The sequence below is a fragment of the Yoonia sp. 2307UL14-13 genome (assembly GCF_037572755.1).
GTDB lineage: Bacteria > Pseudomonadota > Alphaproteobacteria > Rhodobacterales > Rhodobacteraceae > Yoonia.
On record NZ_JBBIFZ010000009.1, the window covers coordinates 118,905 to 134,325 of the forward strand.

General features: G+C 55.9%; 16 protein-coding genes. 7 read left to right on the forward strand and 9 right to left on the reverse strand.

Annotation, left to right across the window (positions count from 1 at the left end):
- Window positions 1-72 precede the first annotated feature (72 nt).
- On the forward strand, window positions 73-438 hold the full coding sequence (locus V8J85_RS18090; protein ID WP_339955177.1) for a hypothetical protein: 366 nt from the start codon (window positions 73-75) through the stop codon (window positions 436-438).
- An 889-nt stretch (window positions 439-1,327) separates the two neighbouring features.
- Here V8J85_RS18090 and V8J85_RS18095 read toward each other — a convergent pair.
- On the reverse strand, window positions 1,328-2,170 hold the full coding sequence (locus V8J85_RS18095; RefSeq protein WP_339955178.1) for an ATP-grasp domain-containing protein: 843 nt from the start codon (window positions 2,168-2,170) through the stop codon (window positions 1,328-1,330).
- A 198-nt stretch (window positions 2,171-2,368) separates the two neighbouring features.
- On the opposite strand from V8J85_RS18095, the gene V8J85_RS18100 reads away from it, so the two are divergent.
- Together V8J85_RS18100 and V8J85_RS18105 are read left to right on the forward strand one after the other, a co-directional pair.
- Complete coding sequence (locus V8J85_RS18100) at window positions 2,369-2,869, forward strand: hypothetical protein (RefSeq protein WP_339955179.1); 501 nt, start codon at window positions 2,369-2,371, stop codon at window positions 2,867-2,869.
- Window positions 2,862-3,074: a hypothetical protein gene (locus tag V8J85_RS18105; protein WP_339955180.1), complete on the forward strand. Its 213-nt coding sequence runs from the start codon at window positions 2,862-2,864 to the stop codon at window positions 3,072-3,074. Before V8J85_RS18100 ends, V8J85_RS18105 begins: the two co-directional genes overlap by 8 nt.
- A gap of 477 nt (window positions 3,075-3,551) precedes the next feature.
- Here V8J85_RS18105 and V8J85_RS18110 read toward each other — a convergent pair whose 3' ends face one another.
- On the reverse strand, window positions 3,552-3,887 hold the full coding sequence (locus V8J85_RS18110) for an antibiotic biosynthesis monooxygenase family protein (protein ID WP_339955181.1): 336 nt from the start codon (window positions 3,885-3,887) through the stop codon (window positions 3,552-3,554).
- A 143-nt stretch (window positions 3,888-4,030) separates the two neighbouring features.
- On the reverse strand, window positions 4,031-7,102 hold the full coding sequence (locus tag V8J85_RS18115) for an RCC1 domain-containing protein (RefSeq protein WP_339955182.1): 3,072 nt from the start codon (window positions 7,100-7,102) through the stop codon (window positions 4,031-4,033).
- 341 nt (window positions 7,103-7,443) lie between these two features.
- Between V8J85_RS18115 and V8J85_RS18120 the strand changes: the two genes are divergently transcribed.
- Window positions 7,444-7,905 carry an Rrf2 family transcriptional regulator gene (locus tag V8J85_RS18120; RefSeq protein ID WP_339955183.1) on the forward strand — a complete coding sequence of 154 codons (462 nt, stop codon included), beginning with the start codon at window positions 7,444-7,446 and terminating at the stop codon, window positions 7,903-7,905.
- Window positions 7,895-8,707: a GNAT family N-acetyltransferase gene (locus V8J85_RS18125; RefSeq protein ID WP_339955184.1), complete on the forward strand. Its 813-nt coding sequence runs from the start codon at window positions 7,895-7,897 to the stop codon at window positions 8,705-8,707. The genes V8J85_RS18120 and V8J85_RS18125 overlap by 11 nt, the downstream gene beginning before the upstream one ends.
- Here the strand turns inward: V8J85_RS18125 and V8J85_RS18130 are convergent.
- The 3 genes from V8J85_RS18130 to V8J85_RS18140 are packed head-to-tail and all read right to left on the reverse strand — an operon-like array spanning window position 8,704 to window position 12,241.
- A complete protein-coding gene (locus tag V8J85_RS18130) occupies window positions 8,704-9,780 on the reverse strand; it encodes a DUF1513 domain-containing protein (RefSeq protein ID WP_339955185.1) in 1,077 nt (358 codons plus the stop codon). The two genes, V8J85_RS18125 and V8J85_RS18130, sit on opposite strands and share 4 nt — an antisense overlap.
- On the reverse strand, window positions 9,780-10,763 hold the full coding sequence (locus V8J85_RS18135) for an imelysin family protein (RefSeq protein ID WP_445285923.1): 984 nt from the start codon (window positions 10,761-10,763) through the stop codon (window positions 9,780-9,782). The genes V8J85_RS18130 and V8J85_RS18135 overlap by 1 nt, the downstream gene beginning before the upstream one ends.
- A complete protein-coding gene (locus tag V8J85_RS18140; RefSeq protein ID WP_339955187.1) occupies window positions 10,760-12,241 on the reverse strand; it encodes a di-heme oxidoreductase family protein in 1,482 nt (493 codons plus the stop codon). The genes V8J85_RS18135 and V8J85_RS18140 overlap by 4 nt, the downstream gene beginning before the upstream one ends.
- A 135-nt stretch (window positions 12,242-12,376) precedes the next feature.
- On the opposite strand from V8J85_RS18140, the gene V8J85_RS18145 reads away from it, so the two are divergent.
- Together V8J85_RS18145 and V8J85_RS18150 are read left to right on the forward strand one after the other, a co-directional pair.
- Window positions 12,377-12,805, forward strand: coding sequence for a hypothetical protein (locus V8J85_RS18145; RefSeq protein WP_339955188.1), 429 nt, complete (start codon window positions 12,377-12,379; stop codon window positions 12,803-12,805).
- 105 nt (window positions 12,806-12,910) lie between these two features.
- Entirely contained in the window at window positions 12,911-13,381 is a 471-nt protein-coding gene (locus tag V8J85_RS18150) for a Dps family protein (RefSeq protein WP_339955189.1), read from the forward strand.
- A gap of 15 nt (window positions 13,382-13,396) precedes the next feature.
- On the opposite strand, the gene V8J85_RS18155 is transcribed toward V8J85_RS18150, so the two are convergent.
- The 3 genes from V8J85_RS18155 to V8J85_RS18165 are packed head-to-tail and all read right to left on the reverse strand — an operon-like array spanning window position 13,397 to window position 15,407.
- On the reverse strand, window positions 13,397-13,834 hold the full coding sequence (locus tag V8J85_RS18155; RefSeq protein WP_339955190.1) for a hypothetical protein: 438 nt from the start codon (window positions 13,832-13,834) through the stop codon (window positions 13,397-13,399).
- The gene (locus V8J85_RS18160) at window positions 13,831-14,088 is read right to left on the reverse strand and encodes a DUF1289 domain-containing protein (protein ID WP_339955191.1); all 258 of its coding nucleotides are present in this window, start codon (window positions 14,086-14,088) and stop codon (window positions 13,831-13,833) included. Before V8J85_RS18160 ends, V8J85_RS18155 begins: the two co-directional genes overlap by 4 nt.
- Window positions 14,089-14,144: 56 nt before the next feature.
- Complete coding sequence (locus V8J85_RS18165) at window positions 14,145-15,407, reverse strand: imelysin family protein (RefSeq protein ID WP_339955192.1); 1,263 nt, start codon at window positions 15,405-15,407, stop codon at window positions 14,145-14,147.
- Between the last annotated feature and the right edge of the window lie 14 nt (window positions 15,408-15,421).

A 15,421-nucleotide genomic window follows, 5' to 3' on the forward strand; every position in this document is an offset into this window, starting at 1 on the left:
ATACCACGCCACTACCACTTGATAAACTCCCCTAAGGTCATATCAATATATAGTATAGTAACGGAGGACTTCATGAATATTAATGCATTGGGCGTACTGTTCACTTTGGCCTTAGCGTACATCGTTGCCTATCACTCCACATCAGCCGCGTTTCCTTTTGTATTAGTGGTCATGTATGCTGTCTTTTCCGCAATGGATTTACCAGATTTCGAAGAAAATTCGTTCAAAGAGATGCTAACCTGGGTTCTCATCAAGCCAATATTGGTTGCGGCATGTGCTACAGCAGGATTGATCGGAGTTGCTCTTGGCGATGGTGCCAGCTTTCATGTCGCATACATTGCGCTTGGTGTCTCCACAATCGGGTTGTTCCTACTTGGAAATCTACTCGCCTTCTCGCTTATACTAGGACGAAAAGTGGCGCGAGCAGTCTTGGCGTAGGAAACTCGTAGGCCAAACAGGTTCACCAAAGTAGGATTCTAGACATTTTGTGGATTGCCTGGCGGCGGTAGCCTTCAGGCAATGACTGTCTGCACAGCAGTTTTACTCAATCCGAAGCCCTGGCTGTGCTGAGCGTCTTTAGCAGCTTTATGCTCCAAATCCGCATGATTATAGCATCTAAAATCCAGAAGTTCTGAAAATTTAACGATTACAATTACTTATGGGTATGTGGGTCAAGCTTTAAATCCAAATCTGCACTCTTATGGTCAACTGACAACAATTTGTCGAACGACAATTAGTTGTGAACTTTCGACACAGTTTTTGAACTTATCGACACTCAGTTTTGAACTTTGCCAAATTTCGGCTACCAGTTAGATGCCGCGGCGCCTCTGACCCTCACAAGCTCGTGTTAGCCCCGACCCAGTCACATCAATCTCAAGACAGCGCGCTTGCAGCGAAAGACACCAAGGGCGGGAAGCCGTCATTCGCTGCGGATAGCAAGCGCCTCGCCACGAACGACGAAGCAGACATTCTATACAATCGCAGTCAATCCGGTTTCTTGTGCGATCCAGTTGTCCAATTCTGCGTGTCGCAATAGTTGTCCGTCGTAAGGCGTTTTGGGACCAATGGGAGGCTGAGCCAAGAGAGAGTTTAGCTCATCTTGTTGGTTTGACTATGCGGCCCACATCATCGGTGATGGTCGCCTCTGCCCATGTCGCATTTGCCTGGCAAATGCTGGGTGAAAACGTATCGCGCCCGAGTTCATCACACGACCAATCAACTCCGACCAAAAGAGTCAACTACTTTAAGGTGCCAAAATGACGCGCTTGCTGTGATCGCATTGATTGTAGGCGCTCACGGCCCGATTCTGTAACAAACTCAAAAACTCTTAGGCGCCACCAAGCTCGCCTAGCTCGTCCTCAATAGCACGAACAAATTCAATCGCTTTGTCTGGTGCAGCCTCGAAGGCAAAGCTCGGCTCAATCAGTTCCAGTTCCATAAGTAGAAACGTGTTATTCTGCATAAGACCATCAATCCGCGCATAAAGCGGCATGTCGTCAAGGAACGCCAATATTTCTTCGGCCTGCCTGATCACCTCGTCCGACACAGAAATCTCGATGCGGTCACGCCCATGTTGGGGCTTTGGCAGTCGTTGCACCGCATACGCAAACTGACCTTTGAAAAAGTACAGCAGCGTTTCACCAAGTTGCTGAACATCTGTCAGAAACGGTTGCAGCAATGCGTGTTCCGTCGGCATGAGACTTTCTGGCCAATCACGACGATTGGCCAGATCCAGAACATCAACAAAGTGACCGCTTTGTCCCGAAACAGGTTTACGAACCGCGCGGTGCCACCCCTGCTGTTTCATGACCGATTGAACCTGATCGTGGTCCTTCGGGTTGACCAATTTCGTTTCCGGTACATTGAAGCCGGCCGCGCGCAATTCGATGAGGTAGGACTTGTCGAAATTCCAGCGAACCAGCGCAAGCGGATTGCGAACCTGAACAGTTTCGAGGCTTGCTAGCCATTCCAAAAACGCACGAGGTGCTTTGAAATAGTCCCAGCATGACCGCAACAAGACCAGGTCTGCGGTAAGAAATGCAGATTGATCATCACCATTCCATGGGACTGAAATGCAAGTATGGCCAGACTGCGCCAGCGCTTCTCGAAGAGGCGCATCACTTATTGGCTCGCGCCACAGCAGACTGGTTGCGAGGACGATTTTTGCCATGCGTTTCGTCGTTCTTTGCTCAGTTTGTTCTGCAGTGAACCGGATTTGAAATCGGTCCAGTGTCTTGCTCCCCTAAACCTGTCCAGACAATAGACTTGCTTTTTCTGACAAAAACAATCAGCTTTAATTGTACGACTTGTCCAGCCTGTTCTTTGAAACGCCAGATAGGTGACACCAAAACGGAACAGGAGAACGACTATGTCCCGCACTCACGCGCGCTCATGCTGCGGGCGCTTGCCAGAAGCGAAAGAGACACCACTGGCAGAAGCGCATTTCGATGACGTCGAAAAGAGCATCTTGGCCATCGCTCGTTACTTCTTTCAGAGTTTCGCGGCGCCGCAGTCACAAGGATGGATGGCGGCGCTTGATCTTGCTGAGGCGACATTTGGTGATCTTGATGGTCCGATCATTGCAACCCGTTTGCTGACGACCATGCGCGCCGTGCGGTATGCACGCCGCTCAGTTTTCTCATTCAACTGCCAAAGCTGCGAGACATGTGCGGCCATTCTGACAGAGCAGGAACGGCGGCTGATCGCCGCATTGCAAGCGATCCGCGGCGGGCAGATCGGACGCGCACAAACCGAACTACTCATGCTGTGCGAAGGGAATGACATCAAGCAAGTCATGGGAGCGATGACCCGTCTATCCATTGCACTTCCTTCATCAAAAGCTGCACGGGCGAGGGCTGCTTATGTGTAAAACGCTTTATGACTTGCTCGCGATTGACGACGTCGCGCAACGCACAGGCAGTGGATTGCACCCGCTTTTGCGGACGGCCATCAAGGCAGACCTTGCCTTTAACGCTGTTACCGCTGGACCGATTGTCGAGGTCGATCCAGAAAACCTTCCCGAAAACGTGACCCTGTTCCCGACTTCGTCATCCAATCAAAGGAAAAAGGCATGACCGCAGAATTTCAAGATGACCTCCCACGCGTCAGTCAACTTGACCCGGTTAATAAGGCAATGCTGCCGGTCATGCGCCATTTCCTGAATGCGTTTCTATACCCCGAAAGCCTTGGCTGGCGGTCCGCGCTAACTGCGGCGATAGGCACATGGGGAGAGGGTCGTGGGCTGGCTATCGCCTGCAGCATGCAGGCCTTTACTTCGGCGGTACTTAGGGTGCGTCCCGTACCGGTAGCCTACAACGACCCCTTGGATATCCTTGCGCGTGGAGGCCTGACCTCGGATGAAATCGACCTCATGGCTCTCATCGTTAACATGCGTGCAGATCGGACTGGGGCTGCACGAGACATTATTGCGCGCTTAATAGGCGGCAAGATTGATACTGCCATCGTCCATAGCGGTCTTGAACTGTGCTGCCTATTGGGGCGGGGGATATCAGGCCCAAGCAACCGTTTCGTCCCAAGCTACGGGCCGTTAGCTAGGCGACAGCGTTTCCCTGAGCGTCGATGTGCTGGATGGCGTTAAAGCCCTCAAATCGTGGGTGTCCCTGATGCAGTTTCTGCGTCTGCCCCGCATCACGATGGGCGGCGCGGAACGCTTCGCTCTTCGTCCAGCTAAGGAAGGTCTCTTCGCTTTCCCACACTGTGTGTGATGCATAAAGCAGCGTGCCGTCCTCCCGCTCTGCCCCCCTGAGCATATGGAATTCGACGAATCCGTCCATCTTGTGGAGGTGGCTTTCACGACCCAGCCACAGTTCTTCAAAGGCTGCGGCATCACCTTTTGCAACCGTAAAGCGGTTCATTGCAATGTACATGTTCGTTCCTCCAGTGGTTGCAATGATGCTATATGGGTAAACTCTGATAAATTGGGTGAACCAATAGGCACCATTGCCAATAAGCGGCCTTGCGTTTTTAATTTATCCGCAAGGCCGTCGTTTCAAAAACCTCAGCTTTTTCGTCAAACGAAACTGAACATGTCAGCTTCGAGATCTGACAGGTCCGTTCGACGCATTGTCAGGCTGTCTTCGTCAGAAAACTGGAACGTGACATTCCGTCCGTCTTGATTGGCGCTGGCCATCAAGTCGTCGAAGGTTTCGACCCCTGCAATATCGATCACAATCATGTCCGACGGAAGGCTGAAGAACCAGAAGTCGAAACCAGTGTCGAAATCCTGGATGGTGTCGTGGCCCGTATTGAAGACGAACGTATCAACACCAAAACCACCGCGCATTACGTCGTTGCCCGTACCGCCATCCAGAATGTCGTTGCCAAAGCCACCGCTCATCCGGTCATTCCCGGCGCCACCCAGCAGATCATCGTTGCCAAAGCCGCCGCTTAGATTGTCCTCTCCGCCACCGCCCGAGACGATATCATTGCCCCAGCGTCCATTGATCCGATCATCATCAGCACCTCCGCGCAGCAGATCGTCATCAAACGTGCCGCGATAGCGGTCTTCTGAAGATGCTGGCACGTCAGAGGTTGTGAAGTTGAAGGTGGATGTGTCGCCTTCGGTAACCCCTTCGAACCCTTGCCCTTCATCATCTACGAAGGCGCCATCCTCAATCTCGATGGCGTAGCGTGCGTCTGCCTCAAGATGTGCAGGCGGGGTTACGGTGACGGTATCCCCATCAAAGCTGACGAGGCGCGTGTCGGTTACGTCGATCTGCGTCCGCGCGCCGCTGTCGCGGTTGACGAGCGTGATGACGCCTTCGCCAGCCTCCACGGCCTCAGTGAATGTCAACGTCAGTACCGCGTCATTCGCCACGTCCCGTCCATTGTCAGACGGATCAGCGCTTTTCAGGAAAGGTGCGGGGTCTGCATCGAAATCCACCTGCTGCGGGAAGTAGACCGACCCGTCAGAGGCATAGCCCAACCGCCCATCGGAGTTTGACCCCCAGGTGAAGACTTCGCCCGTGTCGGAGACCGCAATGATCGAGTTAGGCCCGGTCTGGATTTCGACGATGTTGATATCGTCGAGTTCTTCGATCTTGGTCGGCAGGAAGCTGACATCGCTTTCGGCTGCCGGATCACCGTCGAGGCCACCGGTCGGCCCCTCATCATTCGGGCCCCAGGCATAGACATCGCCGTCCTCTGTCAAGGCAATAGCCCAGCGGGCTCCGCCTTTGACGTCGATCACGTTATCGGGCAGACCCGTCAGTTCGACCGGGGTGGCGACATCTGCTGGGTCGGGCGTGAACGTCCCGTCGCCATTTTCGGTGCCTTGCAAAAGCTGACCTTTGTCGCTCTGGCCCCAGCCAAAAACGCGTCCGTCTTCTGTGACAGCGAAGGAGGTTTTGCCGTCAGCCGTCACGGCGAGGATGTTCTCTGGCAGACCTTCCACACGCACAGGTTCAATCACCCGGCGGTCATCAGAGGGGCTGACCTGACTGTCGGTATTGCTGCCGAACGCATAAACCTCCCCATCTGCCGTCAGGGCCAGTGTGTGCGACGTGCCGGAGGACACTGCGACGACGGTTTCGTTGGCAAGCGCTTCGACGGCGGTTGGGACCAGACGTTCCTCTTGATCGCCTGTGCCAAGCTGCCCGTTGGTATTGCTGCCCCAGGCGTAAAGCGTGCCATCGGCCCCAAGCGCATAGGACACCCCGTTCCCATTCTCGATCCCGATGACGTCAACATCATCCAAGGCGTCGATCTTGACCGCTGATTGGCGGCTTTCTTCATCGCCCAGCCCCAGCGGCCCGCGATTATTGAAGCCGAAGGCGTAGACGTCGCCTTCATCTGTCAGGAACGTCGTGTGTAACATACCCGCCGAGACAGAGGTGATCGTCGCGTCAAAACCTTCCGGCAGCTCAACCGGCAAAGGTGCTTTGACATCAAACCCGACGCTGCCATTGCCCAACTGGCTGACGATGTTTTCGCCAGAGCTGTAAAGGACCCCGTCCTGGAGAAAGACCGAGAAGTGGTTGCCCGCGCCAACCGTGCTTGGGACGACTTGGGCGACGCCCTCATAGTCTTCCACCGCGCGGGGGCGGATCAATTGGCCGTCGAACTGATCCGACCCGAAAATGACCGTCTCGCCTGCGTCAAAGAAATCGCCGTCGCCATTCAGGTTGGTCAGCTTGAGGACATTCGCGTCGCCACCAAAGCTGTTAGCTGTCAGAATAAGATCGCCGTCCCCGTCCGTCGCTATGGAGAACCCAATATCAGCGGGGATACCATCGGGCATCAGACTGGCATTCCAGACCTCGACCGCCTCAAACACGCTGTCGATCTGACCGGACCCATCAAGGTCTTTGAGGCGGTAGATCTTCAAAAGCTCGTCACCGTCGGGGAACCAGGTCAGCGTATGGAGCGAGCCGTCGACTGCGACGGCGCTTGAGATATCGACGGGCGCGCCAAAGCTCATCTCATCCGAGATAAAAGTCGTGACTTCATCGGTCTGAATGCTGCCGTCGCCGTTGATATCCTCGATCCGGTAGATCACATCTGTCGCTGTGCCTGCCAGATCATTCAAATAGGCGACATCCCCGTCAAAACTGAGGTCAAACGGAACTGCGGTATCGACAATGGTTTGCACATCCAGCCAGAGGATCGCCTCACCTTCGTCATTCGCATCACCGTCACCGTTCAGATCGACAGTGCGATAAATTGCGTCCTGTGGGGCAGAACTGGTACCGGCGTTGGAGATGTAGATCGCGCCATCTGCACCTTCGGCGATCCCGTTTGGTGTAACTGTGGAGAGGCCGGCGGCATTGTCGGCAGAAAACCAGATCGCGGCCTCGCCCGCGTCTTGCGCATCGCCGTCTGCGTTGAGGTCGGTCAGCCGGTAAACGGTGTCCGTGCCGCCATCGCCGATATAGACCGACCTGTCCTGTGCCTGATGGACGGTGAAGACATTGTTTGTTGGAACCGCAAGGCCACTTTCATTCGCGCCATCGAAGAAAACCGTCGTCTCAGCAGGCGCTGAAGCGCTGCCATCACCATCGAGGTCTTGCAACAGCAGAACCTGATCCCTGCGTTGATCCGCAACAAGAATACCGTTTACTGTACGTCCAGATATACGTGCCATGTGGCCCCCCAATTCATCTGAAAGAGAAAGCCTGGCGCGGTGCTGGGGATTCAAGAAATGCGATTGCCGATGCGATGCATCTACCGGTCTTTTGCCGGATGATTGTGAGAAGGTGAAGACCTATTCCAATGTCTGGTTGCAAAAGTGCATTGGCAATTGACATTTGATAGCCGATCACAAACCTTCCTATCCACGATTGGCCATCTAAGGGCATGCCTTGATCAGCTTTTGGACGGCTCATCAAAGCGCAGCTACCGCGTACGCCTCGCGCCAGCCCCCGCACAGACATATCGTTCGCCGTTTCACGGATCGGTGATCAAGGTGATGAAAAGGAGTGCTGTATGAAAATGACGACGAAGGGGCGTTATGCAATGGTCGCTTTGACCGATCTCGCTCTTGAGGCGCGCGAGGGTCCCGTTAACCTGAACGAGCTTTCGAAACGCCAGGACATCTCGCTAACCTATCTGGAACAGTTGTTCGTCAAGCTGCGCCGCGCCGGCCTTGTCCACTCATCGCGCGGGCCGGGAGGCGGCTACCAACTGGCGCGCGCGCCATCACAGATCCGCGTAGTCGAAATTCTGGCAGCGGTTGATGAAACCATTTCTGCCATGCATACGGGGGCCGGTGCATCAGGCGGCACCTGTGGTTCACGTGCGCAGTCGATGACCAACCGGCTCTGGGAAGGGCTCAGCGCGCATGTCTATGTCTTCCTGCATCAGGCGCGATTGTCCGATGTGGTGCGCAATGACCTCGCCCCCTGTCCGGCCGTTCCTGCGCTCTTTGAGGTTGTTGATGCTGATTGAGAACTGGCAAATCACGTCCCTCGGGAAAGAGGACATACCGCAAGCCGCCGCCCTGTCGCGCAGCTTCCTCTGGCCACATCAGCCCAGCGATTGGGATTTTATGCTCGCCCTCGGCACAGGCTGGAAAGTCGCACAGGGCGACGATTTGTTAGGGACGCTCATGTGCTGGACATATGGGCGTGATCAAGCCGCGTTAGGGATGATCATGACCCGGTCCGACATGCAGCGGCGGAGGATTGGGAAGCAATTGATGGATCACGCTTTTGCGGAACTGCCCGACCGTCAGCTCAGTCTGATCGCCACGCGTGAGGGACAGCCACTATACAAAAAATGCGGTTTTCGGGTCAGCGGTGAAATCACAAAGAGCCAAGGTCAGTCGCTTGGTGCGTCAGAGACAGGTGAGGTCATCACGGACGCAACACTTGACGCCATATCTGTGCTTGACTGCTCTCATAGCGGGTTAGATCGACGGGATCTATTGGCGGCACTGATGAAGGTGAGTGACGTCGCGCTGATCCGTGGCGAAGGCTATGCGCTCTGCCGTCCGTTCGGACCGGGCCGGGTGATTGGCCCTGTTATGGCAAGCGACGAAGAGGCGGCAAAGGCGCTGATCGCGCATTTCCTGCGGCGCTACAAAGGCGAAATCATGCGGATCGATACGCCAACGCAGCATGACCTGGCAGATTGGTTAAACACCCATGGTCTCACCCCCGTCGATACCGCCGTTGCGATGGCGCGCGGCGATAGCGGCCCGCCGGACAAGCGCGGTGTCATCGCGCTAATAAGCCAGGCGTTCGGTTAAGCGTCCAGACGCACCAGGTGGTTGTCCCATTGCAGTTGCGCGATGCTGCGCGTCTCTGCCCGAGTGCCATTCAAATGCACCAGCGCCCCGGTCCCGGTCGACGTCAGAACGCCGCCGTCAGCCAGAGCGACACCGCAGACATCGGTCAGGCGGGTCTCGCCGATCAGGGCTTCGGCATCCACATCATAAGTCTGCACGATCCCACCGCGGGGCGACGTCACCACGACTTGCCGGTCGTCATCGGTAAATGCGATGCTGCCCACATAGGCCTGCATCTCACGCAATGCGTCTGCTGGTGCTGACAGCAAGCGCAATTCAGCGCCTGTTTGATGCACCCCCACAAGCGCCGGTTCCAGCTTGTCACCCTGCCATTGCATCCCAAACGCCACTTGACCATCGCGCGCAACAGCCAGATGACGGATGGAGTTCTTATGCCATTCAGGCGGCAGTTCGGCGGTCTCCAGCACCTTTCCATCTGCGACATAGGCGAGGTTTGGTACCATTGTGGGAATATTGAGCTTTGTCCGGCCACTGTCGGGATGCGTATCGATCCCACCGTTGGCGACGACAAGCATATCGCTGCCCGACAACCGCTTGATATCATGCGGACCAATGCCACCACTGCTGAACTCGTCCACACGGGCATAACCGCGCGTCGCATCCCAAACGCCAATGCGACCTTCGCCCGCCTCATAGTCGTTTTCGGTCGTGAATAGCCACGTCCCATCAGCGCTAAACGCGCCGTGACCATAGAAGTGGCGGCCAGCGGGGGCATCCAAAAGCGCAGAGGACTCACCGGTCACGCAATCGATGATCATCGCAAAGGTGCCGGGGCGGCGGGCAAAAGCCACAGCCTCGGGCCGCGATGGATGAGCGGCAGCGGCATGGCCACGGGTCGGCAAAGGAAGCTCAAACAGGATGTTGCAGGCAGCATCAATCCCACACAGCACAAACGACCCGTCCGGCTTTGCGGCGGCAGACAGATAGGTCGGGCCACCCGCATCCGCCCAAGTGGTCTTCGGGGTGAGGCCTGTCGCGAGTAGCCCCGCCAGAAACTGCCGCCGGTTGGCCATCAATCACCGTCCAGCGAATTGAAACCGGCCGCGACACCCAGTTTTGGACCAAGGTCCTGCGCGGCGATGTCGCGGATATCATTGACCGCCTGCTGTATGACTTCGACTTTAAAGCGGTTCTGTGGTTCAGCCACACCCGCAAATATCGGATCATCCAACGTCTCCAACCGGGTCAGCGCCACATCAAAGGCCGCAAGCAAGGTCGCATCACCTTCCGACAACCGCTCCGCCAAGTCGCGCAATGACACCAACGACAGCTCCACATTCCGTGCAGATCGGCCCGACCGCCAAGCCTCGGCCCGGCGCGGCTTCGGCGCGTCAAATGTTCCTAAAGGACGGCCTAACCGGCTTTCTGAAGTGAATTGCAGGCCGGTGCTGAGAGCCTTGAACATCTCTTGCAGCGCTTCGGTCTCTGTCCGATAGAGATCCGACGGGCCGGTCAGGTTCGCCGTGTAATCCGCCTCCCAATCGGCATAGATCGCCGCGGTCACCTGCGCGATATCATCGGCAACCGTCTGTGTCAGTTGGCAGCGATAGGCATCATCACCGGCAGTGCTGATCGGCTCATCATAAAGCAGAAATTCCATCGCATAGAACCCACGCGCCGCAACTGAGACATCAGCGTAAGCCTCCGCACTCTCAGCAATCGGGTCCGCGGCGCGGATTAAAGCACCAAGCGCCTTCGGGGTCGATCCGCGACTGTCCGGCCAAAACGCCATAGCAAAGGCACGATCATCGACCTCTGCCGGGCCAAAGCGCAGGTGGCTGACCGCGATCCATGCGTCAAAAGCGGTATTGTAGGCGTCGCGCAGAGGCGCTGATGTCGCGGCGCAATCGGCTGTTGCCGCGTCTGATAATGCCGCACCCGTTTCGGCAAGTGCCGCGAAACGCGGCAGGATATGACCGTCAACGATATCCTGCGTCTGTGCCATCACCGGGAAAGAAGTGAAACTAAGAGCTACGGATAAAATTATATGTTTCATAGACTTTCCAAGAATTTGATGAGCGCTTCACGATCCGCTTTCGGCATTGCAATCACCGCATCGCGCTGCGTTTGCGCTTCGCCGCCGTGCCAAATGACGGCCTCCAGCAAAGACCGCGCGCGCCCATCATGAAGAAAATATGTATGCCCACTGACCTGTTCCGTCAGCCCAATCCCCCAAAGGGGCGGCGTCCGCCATTCGCGCCCCGTCGCCCGCGCCTCGGGGCGGTGATCAGCCAGGCCTTCGCCCATATCGTGTAGCAGCATATCCGTATACGGCCAGATCAGCTGGAAACTCTGTTCTGGCTGATCCTCCAACCGATGGGTTACAAAGCTCGGCGTATGACAGGCTATGCAGCCCGTTTCATAAAAGACCTGTTTCCCCCGCAACACATCCGGATCATCCGCGTTGCGCCGTGCAGGCACGGCCAGATTGCGGCTGTAGAAGGTGACCAGATCGAGGATTTCATCATCGATCTCAAAGCCCCGATCGTCGCCGTCCCCATGCGGCGCGGTCTGACACGTCGTCTGTGCTAGAGTGCATTCGCCGGCACCATTCGGGAAAAGCGGAGAAGAAATCCCGATATCCCCTGCAAACGCCTCTGCCGATTGCTGCCGCACCGTCGGATTGCCGGCCTTGTGACCGAAGCGGCCCAGCATGGGTTGGTCGAACTCGTGGGACCAGACGATATTCGGCCGTCCCGAGATCCCATCACCGTCCGCGTCATCTGGATCAGCACCAACCAGAATATCCGCAGCAGGAATCGCCTCGAGCAGGCCAAGCCCGATCATCTGATTGGCTACACGAGGACTCAGCATCGCATCGGGATGCAGCGGCCCGTAACCCAGTTCTTCCGTTGTATAGGTAGGGTGGCGCAAACTGACAGTTTCCCCCTCAGACAGCGAAATCACCTCCTCTTTATAGGTGATCCCCAGCTCATACTCCGCTGCGTGGCCGGGCAAGGCAAAGTCCTGCAATTGCTTACCGTAATGCGGGTCGGGCAAGGTGGCGATATAGCCTTCGATATCAGCGATCTTGTCCTCATAGCTGCCCGGGATCGACACGCGCAGGAACATCGAAACGGAACTGTCATCGTTGGGTTCAGGCGGATGACCGCGTCCATCCTTGATGTGACAGCGCTGGCAGGATCGTGCGTTGAAGAGCGGCCCTAACCCATCCGAGGCAAGCGTCGATGACGGAGCCGACACCCATATCTTGCGGAAAAGACCGTTGCCGACCCTAAAGGTCAACTCATCCTCAAACGGGATGTTGCCCGACGGTTGCGAAAACGCATCTGCCGTGCGGCTGGCGCGGACAGTGGCGGCCCCTGCTGGCATTTCCTCAAACCGAGCAACGTCTGAGAAATCCGTCGTCGGCGTCGTGACCGCTGTGATGCGGGCGATCTCATCCGCTGTCCGGGGCACGACGTTCAGATGCACATCTTCAAGCGGCTTAGCGTGCGCAGCCGAAGATAGCATTAGAACCACAATGGCGTGTCTTTTCAGTATATTGCGCAAACCAAGACTTTCATTTCCCTACAATCCCTATAATTATACTCAGGATATCACAACAGCGAGTCTTTCCTTGCTGGCAGAGAAGATGAAAGTTGCGACATGGCGTCACTGGCATTGCTTACCAACACAGTGGTTCAGCCAAAAGAGGCGCCAAAATTACCTGCGGCTTGGCGTGAACCGCTGAATACGCTCCGCCTGATCGCGTTAGAGTGTCGATCCGCCGCCAGCGCGGACCTGTTCAAAGCCTGCGCGATGCTCTCAATCAAGGAAGACACTGCACGCGACGCCCATGCGCGGGCCTTGCTGAAATGCCTGCGGCAGGCGGTGTACACACGACCGGTATTCTTCCGGCCTGGCGTGACCGACATCTCGTTCGACGAAGCGTGGCTCATGCGGGCGATCACTGCGGCCCAATCGGGCGATGCGGATAGCCTGTCCTTCCTGATCCGGTCACGCGTTCCGAAACTGTATCAGCGGAACATCGCGTTTCTGATCAAAGGCATATCCGAGCAGCTCGATCAGAATTAGAATAATTCTAAAAAGTTCTTGCCCCGCTAAATTGATGGCTTATGTGTCTGGTGAGCAAGCCAGCATGAAGCCAGCCAGCAGAATATTGGATACGGGAGAGAATGAATGACCCAGACAGCGATGTCGCTGGACACCGATGCCAAATCAGCCATTGCCGAAGCGCTAAACCAATCCGTCGCGGAAACCGCCGTGACGACGATGCTGGCACAGAATTTCCACTGGAATGTAACAGGTATGGCATTTGGCCCTCTGCACGAACTGTTCCAGAAGATCTACGAGGATCATTTTGAAGCGCAAGATGACTTGGCCGAACGTGTAAAAGCCCTTGATGCACATGCCGATGGCACGTTGTCAGGGATGCTGAACCGGTCAAAGGTCAATGAATTCGAGGGCACGGCGTCAGACAAAGAGATGATCAAGACAATGCTTGATGCGCAAGAAACGCTTGCGGCCACGCTGGCGGGCTGCGGGGAACTGGCTGCTAATCATGGCGATACCCTGACCGAGGACCTTTGCATTGCCCGTGGCCAAACGCATGAAAAATTCGCATGGTTCTTGCGGTCGCACTTATCCTGACAGAACAATTGGTATTCAGTTAAAAGCGGATGCACCGACGAATGGTGGAGCGAGGTCCATCCGCTCCAAACAAAACGACTTGTCGGCAAACCCGCTGTCAAGTCGGCATGCTCCAATGACCATGTGGTAGCTTTCAACCAGGGTTTCGGTCGATGAACATGGCGCATTGGGGGTTTCAAATGTGGCTTCCACTGTCTCGCCCGGCGCCACATTCATAAACGACGCGCCCTTTGATCTACCCACCTCTTCGGCACCTACGTAATTCAGGAAGAACGCGTTGATTTCGGTCAACATTTCACTGCTGTCATTGGTGAGCGCAACGGTGATTGTACAGTAGTAGTCGCGCTTACCCGTCTCAATAAGGTCCAGAGCATAATCACCGAAAGCCGACCCCGATGCCCATACACAGCATAGAAAGGCGAATAACTGTCGCTTGTCTGTCAGCCGGGTCATGCGGCATCTCGCACAGCTGGAATCGGCTTAACCTTTTTCTTCAGGCATTTTCGAAGGTACGCCACCTTCCAGTGGCCATACTTGCCAAGTCGGGATTGCTGACCCATCAGCATCTGGACAAATGCTTCGCGATGTTTTCCTTTTTTCAAGGATTTAAAGAGCGACTTCTGAGCCTTTGTCATCGAACAACCGATGCAATGACCTTCCCGTCTGAATTTACAAACATCGATACAGGGACTGGGTGTTTTGGCCATTCTATCTACGTGGAGAGGGCAGCCAGAAAGGCTGCCCCTTATCTTGGTCATGATGATTATTGGAAAACAGCATCCGGGTTATCAAGGCTGTCTGATCCTTCGAATTCGATCTGAGCGACCCCCAAGGCGGCAACGACGCGCTCAATCGACCGGGTCTGTTCGATAAAGCCGTTCACGCCGCCCATGATCAGGGTCTCGCCGCCATCATTGCCGCGTTCCAGCATCTCATCATAGGCAAAGCCTGCTTCGGCGGCTGTCTTGATCCGGCCCAAAGCCAGAACGGTGTCGGTCAACTTTGCTTTCATCTCAGCATCCAGATCGGCATCGGTTTCGGCCACCATGTTGGACAGTGACGGGCCCGACACCACCGTGCCGTCAATCCGCACATATTCACCCATGTAGACGTTCTGCACGCCCACACCGTTGAAGAAATGATCATTGTGGGTGTTGTCGGCAAAGCATGAATGCTCTTCTTCAGGATCGTTCAGCATCAGACCCAGGCGCATCCGCTCACCGGCGGTTTCGCCATAGGACAGCGATCCCATCCCGGTCAGCATCGCTGAAATCCCGGCATCTTCATCGGCCATTAGTTCTGCCCGCGCATCGCCACCCTCAGCCCATTGTGCGGTGATCCATTCCAGATCAGCGACCAACAAATCCGTCGCGGCCACAAGATACTCAGCACGGCGGTCACAATTGCCATTCGTGCAAGCGTCGCCACTGGCGTAATCAGTCCATGGCCTGTTGCCCGCCCCGTCACCGTGACCGTTCAAATCCTGCCCCCACAGAAGGAATTCGATGGCGTGATAGCCAGTGGCGACGTTTGCCTCGACCCCGTCCGCCTCGTGCAGGGTATCCTCCAAAAGGGCGGTGGTAATCGCAGACGCGTCAATCTCGGTCCCGGACAGGGTGAATGTCGGGTTCGCGATGACGTTCAACACGGCAGAGCTATTTTCGTCCGTGGCACCGCCGTAGGACGTGTCGACATAGTCAATCAGCCCTTCATCCAATGGCCAGGCGTTCACCTTGCCCTCCCAATCGTCAACGATGGCGTTGCCAAAGCGGTAGACCTCGGTTTGCTGATATGGCACGCGCGCGGCCAGCCAGGCATCTTTTGCCGCTTGCAGGTTCTCGGCAGATGGTGCGGCCACCAATGCGTTCACAGCCGTTTGCAGTTCCTGCGCGGTTGTGAGGCTGTCCGCATATTTTGCGGCGGCGATATTGGCGTAATTATCCAAGACCTCGGCCTTTTCGACGGCAAAACCAGGCGTCGCAAGCGCCAAACAAAGTGCTGTTGACGCTGATAAATTGGGTTTCATATACTCGTTCCCTG

What these genes read in the sequence shown, in the direction of transcription:
- V8J85_RS18090 (WP_339955177.1), top strand. Translation starts at nt 73, where the DNA reads ATGAATATTAATGCATTGGGCGTACTGTTCACTTTGGCCTTAGCGTAC.
- V8J85_RS18095 (WP_339955178.1), bottom strand. Translation starts at nt 2,170, where the DNA reads ATGGCAAAAATCGTCCTCGCAACCAGTCTGCTGTGGCGCGAGCCAATA.
- V8J85_RS18100 (WP_339955179.1), top strand. Translation starts at nt 2,369, where the DNA reads ATGTCCCGCACTCACGCGCGCTCATGCTGCGGGCGCTTGCCAGAAGCG.
- V8J85_RS18105 (WP_339955180.1), top strand. Translation starts at nt 2,862, where the DNA reads ATGTGTAAAACGCTTTATGACTTGCTCGCGATTGACGACGTCGCGCAA.
- V8J85_RS18110 (WP_339955181.1), bottom strand. Translation starts at nt 3,887, where the DNA reads ATGTACATTGCAATGAACCGCTTTACGGTTGCAAAAGGTGATGCCGCA.
- V8J85_RS18115 (WP_339955182.1), bottom strand. Translation starts at nt 7,102, where the DNA reads ATGGCACGTATATCTGGACGTACAGTAAACGGTATTCTTGTTGCGGAT.
- V8J85_RS18120 (WP_339955183.1), top strand. Translation starts at nt 7,444, where the DNA reads ATGAAAATGACGACGAAGGGGCGTTATGCAATGGTCGCTTTGACCGAT.
- V8J85_RS18125 (WP_339955184.1), top strand. Translation starts at nt 7,895, where the DNA reads ATGCTGATTGAGAACTGGCAAATCACGTCCCTCGGGAAAGAGGACATA.
- V8J85_RS18130 (WP_339955185.1), bottom strand. Translation starts at nt 9,780, where the DNA reads ATGGCCAACCGGCGGCAGTTTCTGGCGGGGCTACTCGCGACAGGCCTC.
- V8J85_RS18135 (WP_445285923.1), bottom strand. Translation starts at nt 10,763, where the DNA reads ATGAAACATATAATTTTATCCGTAGCTCTTAGTTTCACTTCTTTCCCG.
- V8J85_RS18140 (WP_339955187.1), bottom strand. Translation starts at nt 12,241, where the DNA reads ATGCTATCTTCGGCTGCGCACGCTAAGCCGCTTGAAGATGTGCATCTG.
- V8J85_RS18145 (WP_339955188.1), top strand. Translation starts at nt 12,377, where the DNA reads ATGGCGTCACTGGCATTGCTTACCAACACAGTGGTTCAGCCAAAAGAG.
- V8J85_RS18150 (WP_339955189.1), top strand. Translation starts at nt 12,911, where the DNA reads ATGACCCAGACAGCGATGTCGCTGGACACCGATGCCAAATCAGCCATT.
- V8J85_RS18155 (WP_339955190.1), bottom strand. Translation starts at nt 13,834, where the DNA reads ATGACCCGGCTGACAGACAAGCGACAGTTATTCGCCTTTCTATGCTGT.
- V8J85_RS18160 (WP_339955191.1), bottom strand. Translation starts at nt 14,088, where the DNA reads ATGGCCAAAACACCCAGTCCCTGTATCGATGTTTGTAAATTCAGACGG.
- V8J85_RS18165 (WP_339955192.1), bottom strand. Translation starts at nt 15,407, where the DNA reads ATGAAACCCAATTTATCAGCGTCAACAGCACTTTGTTTGGCGCTTGCG.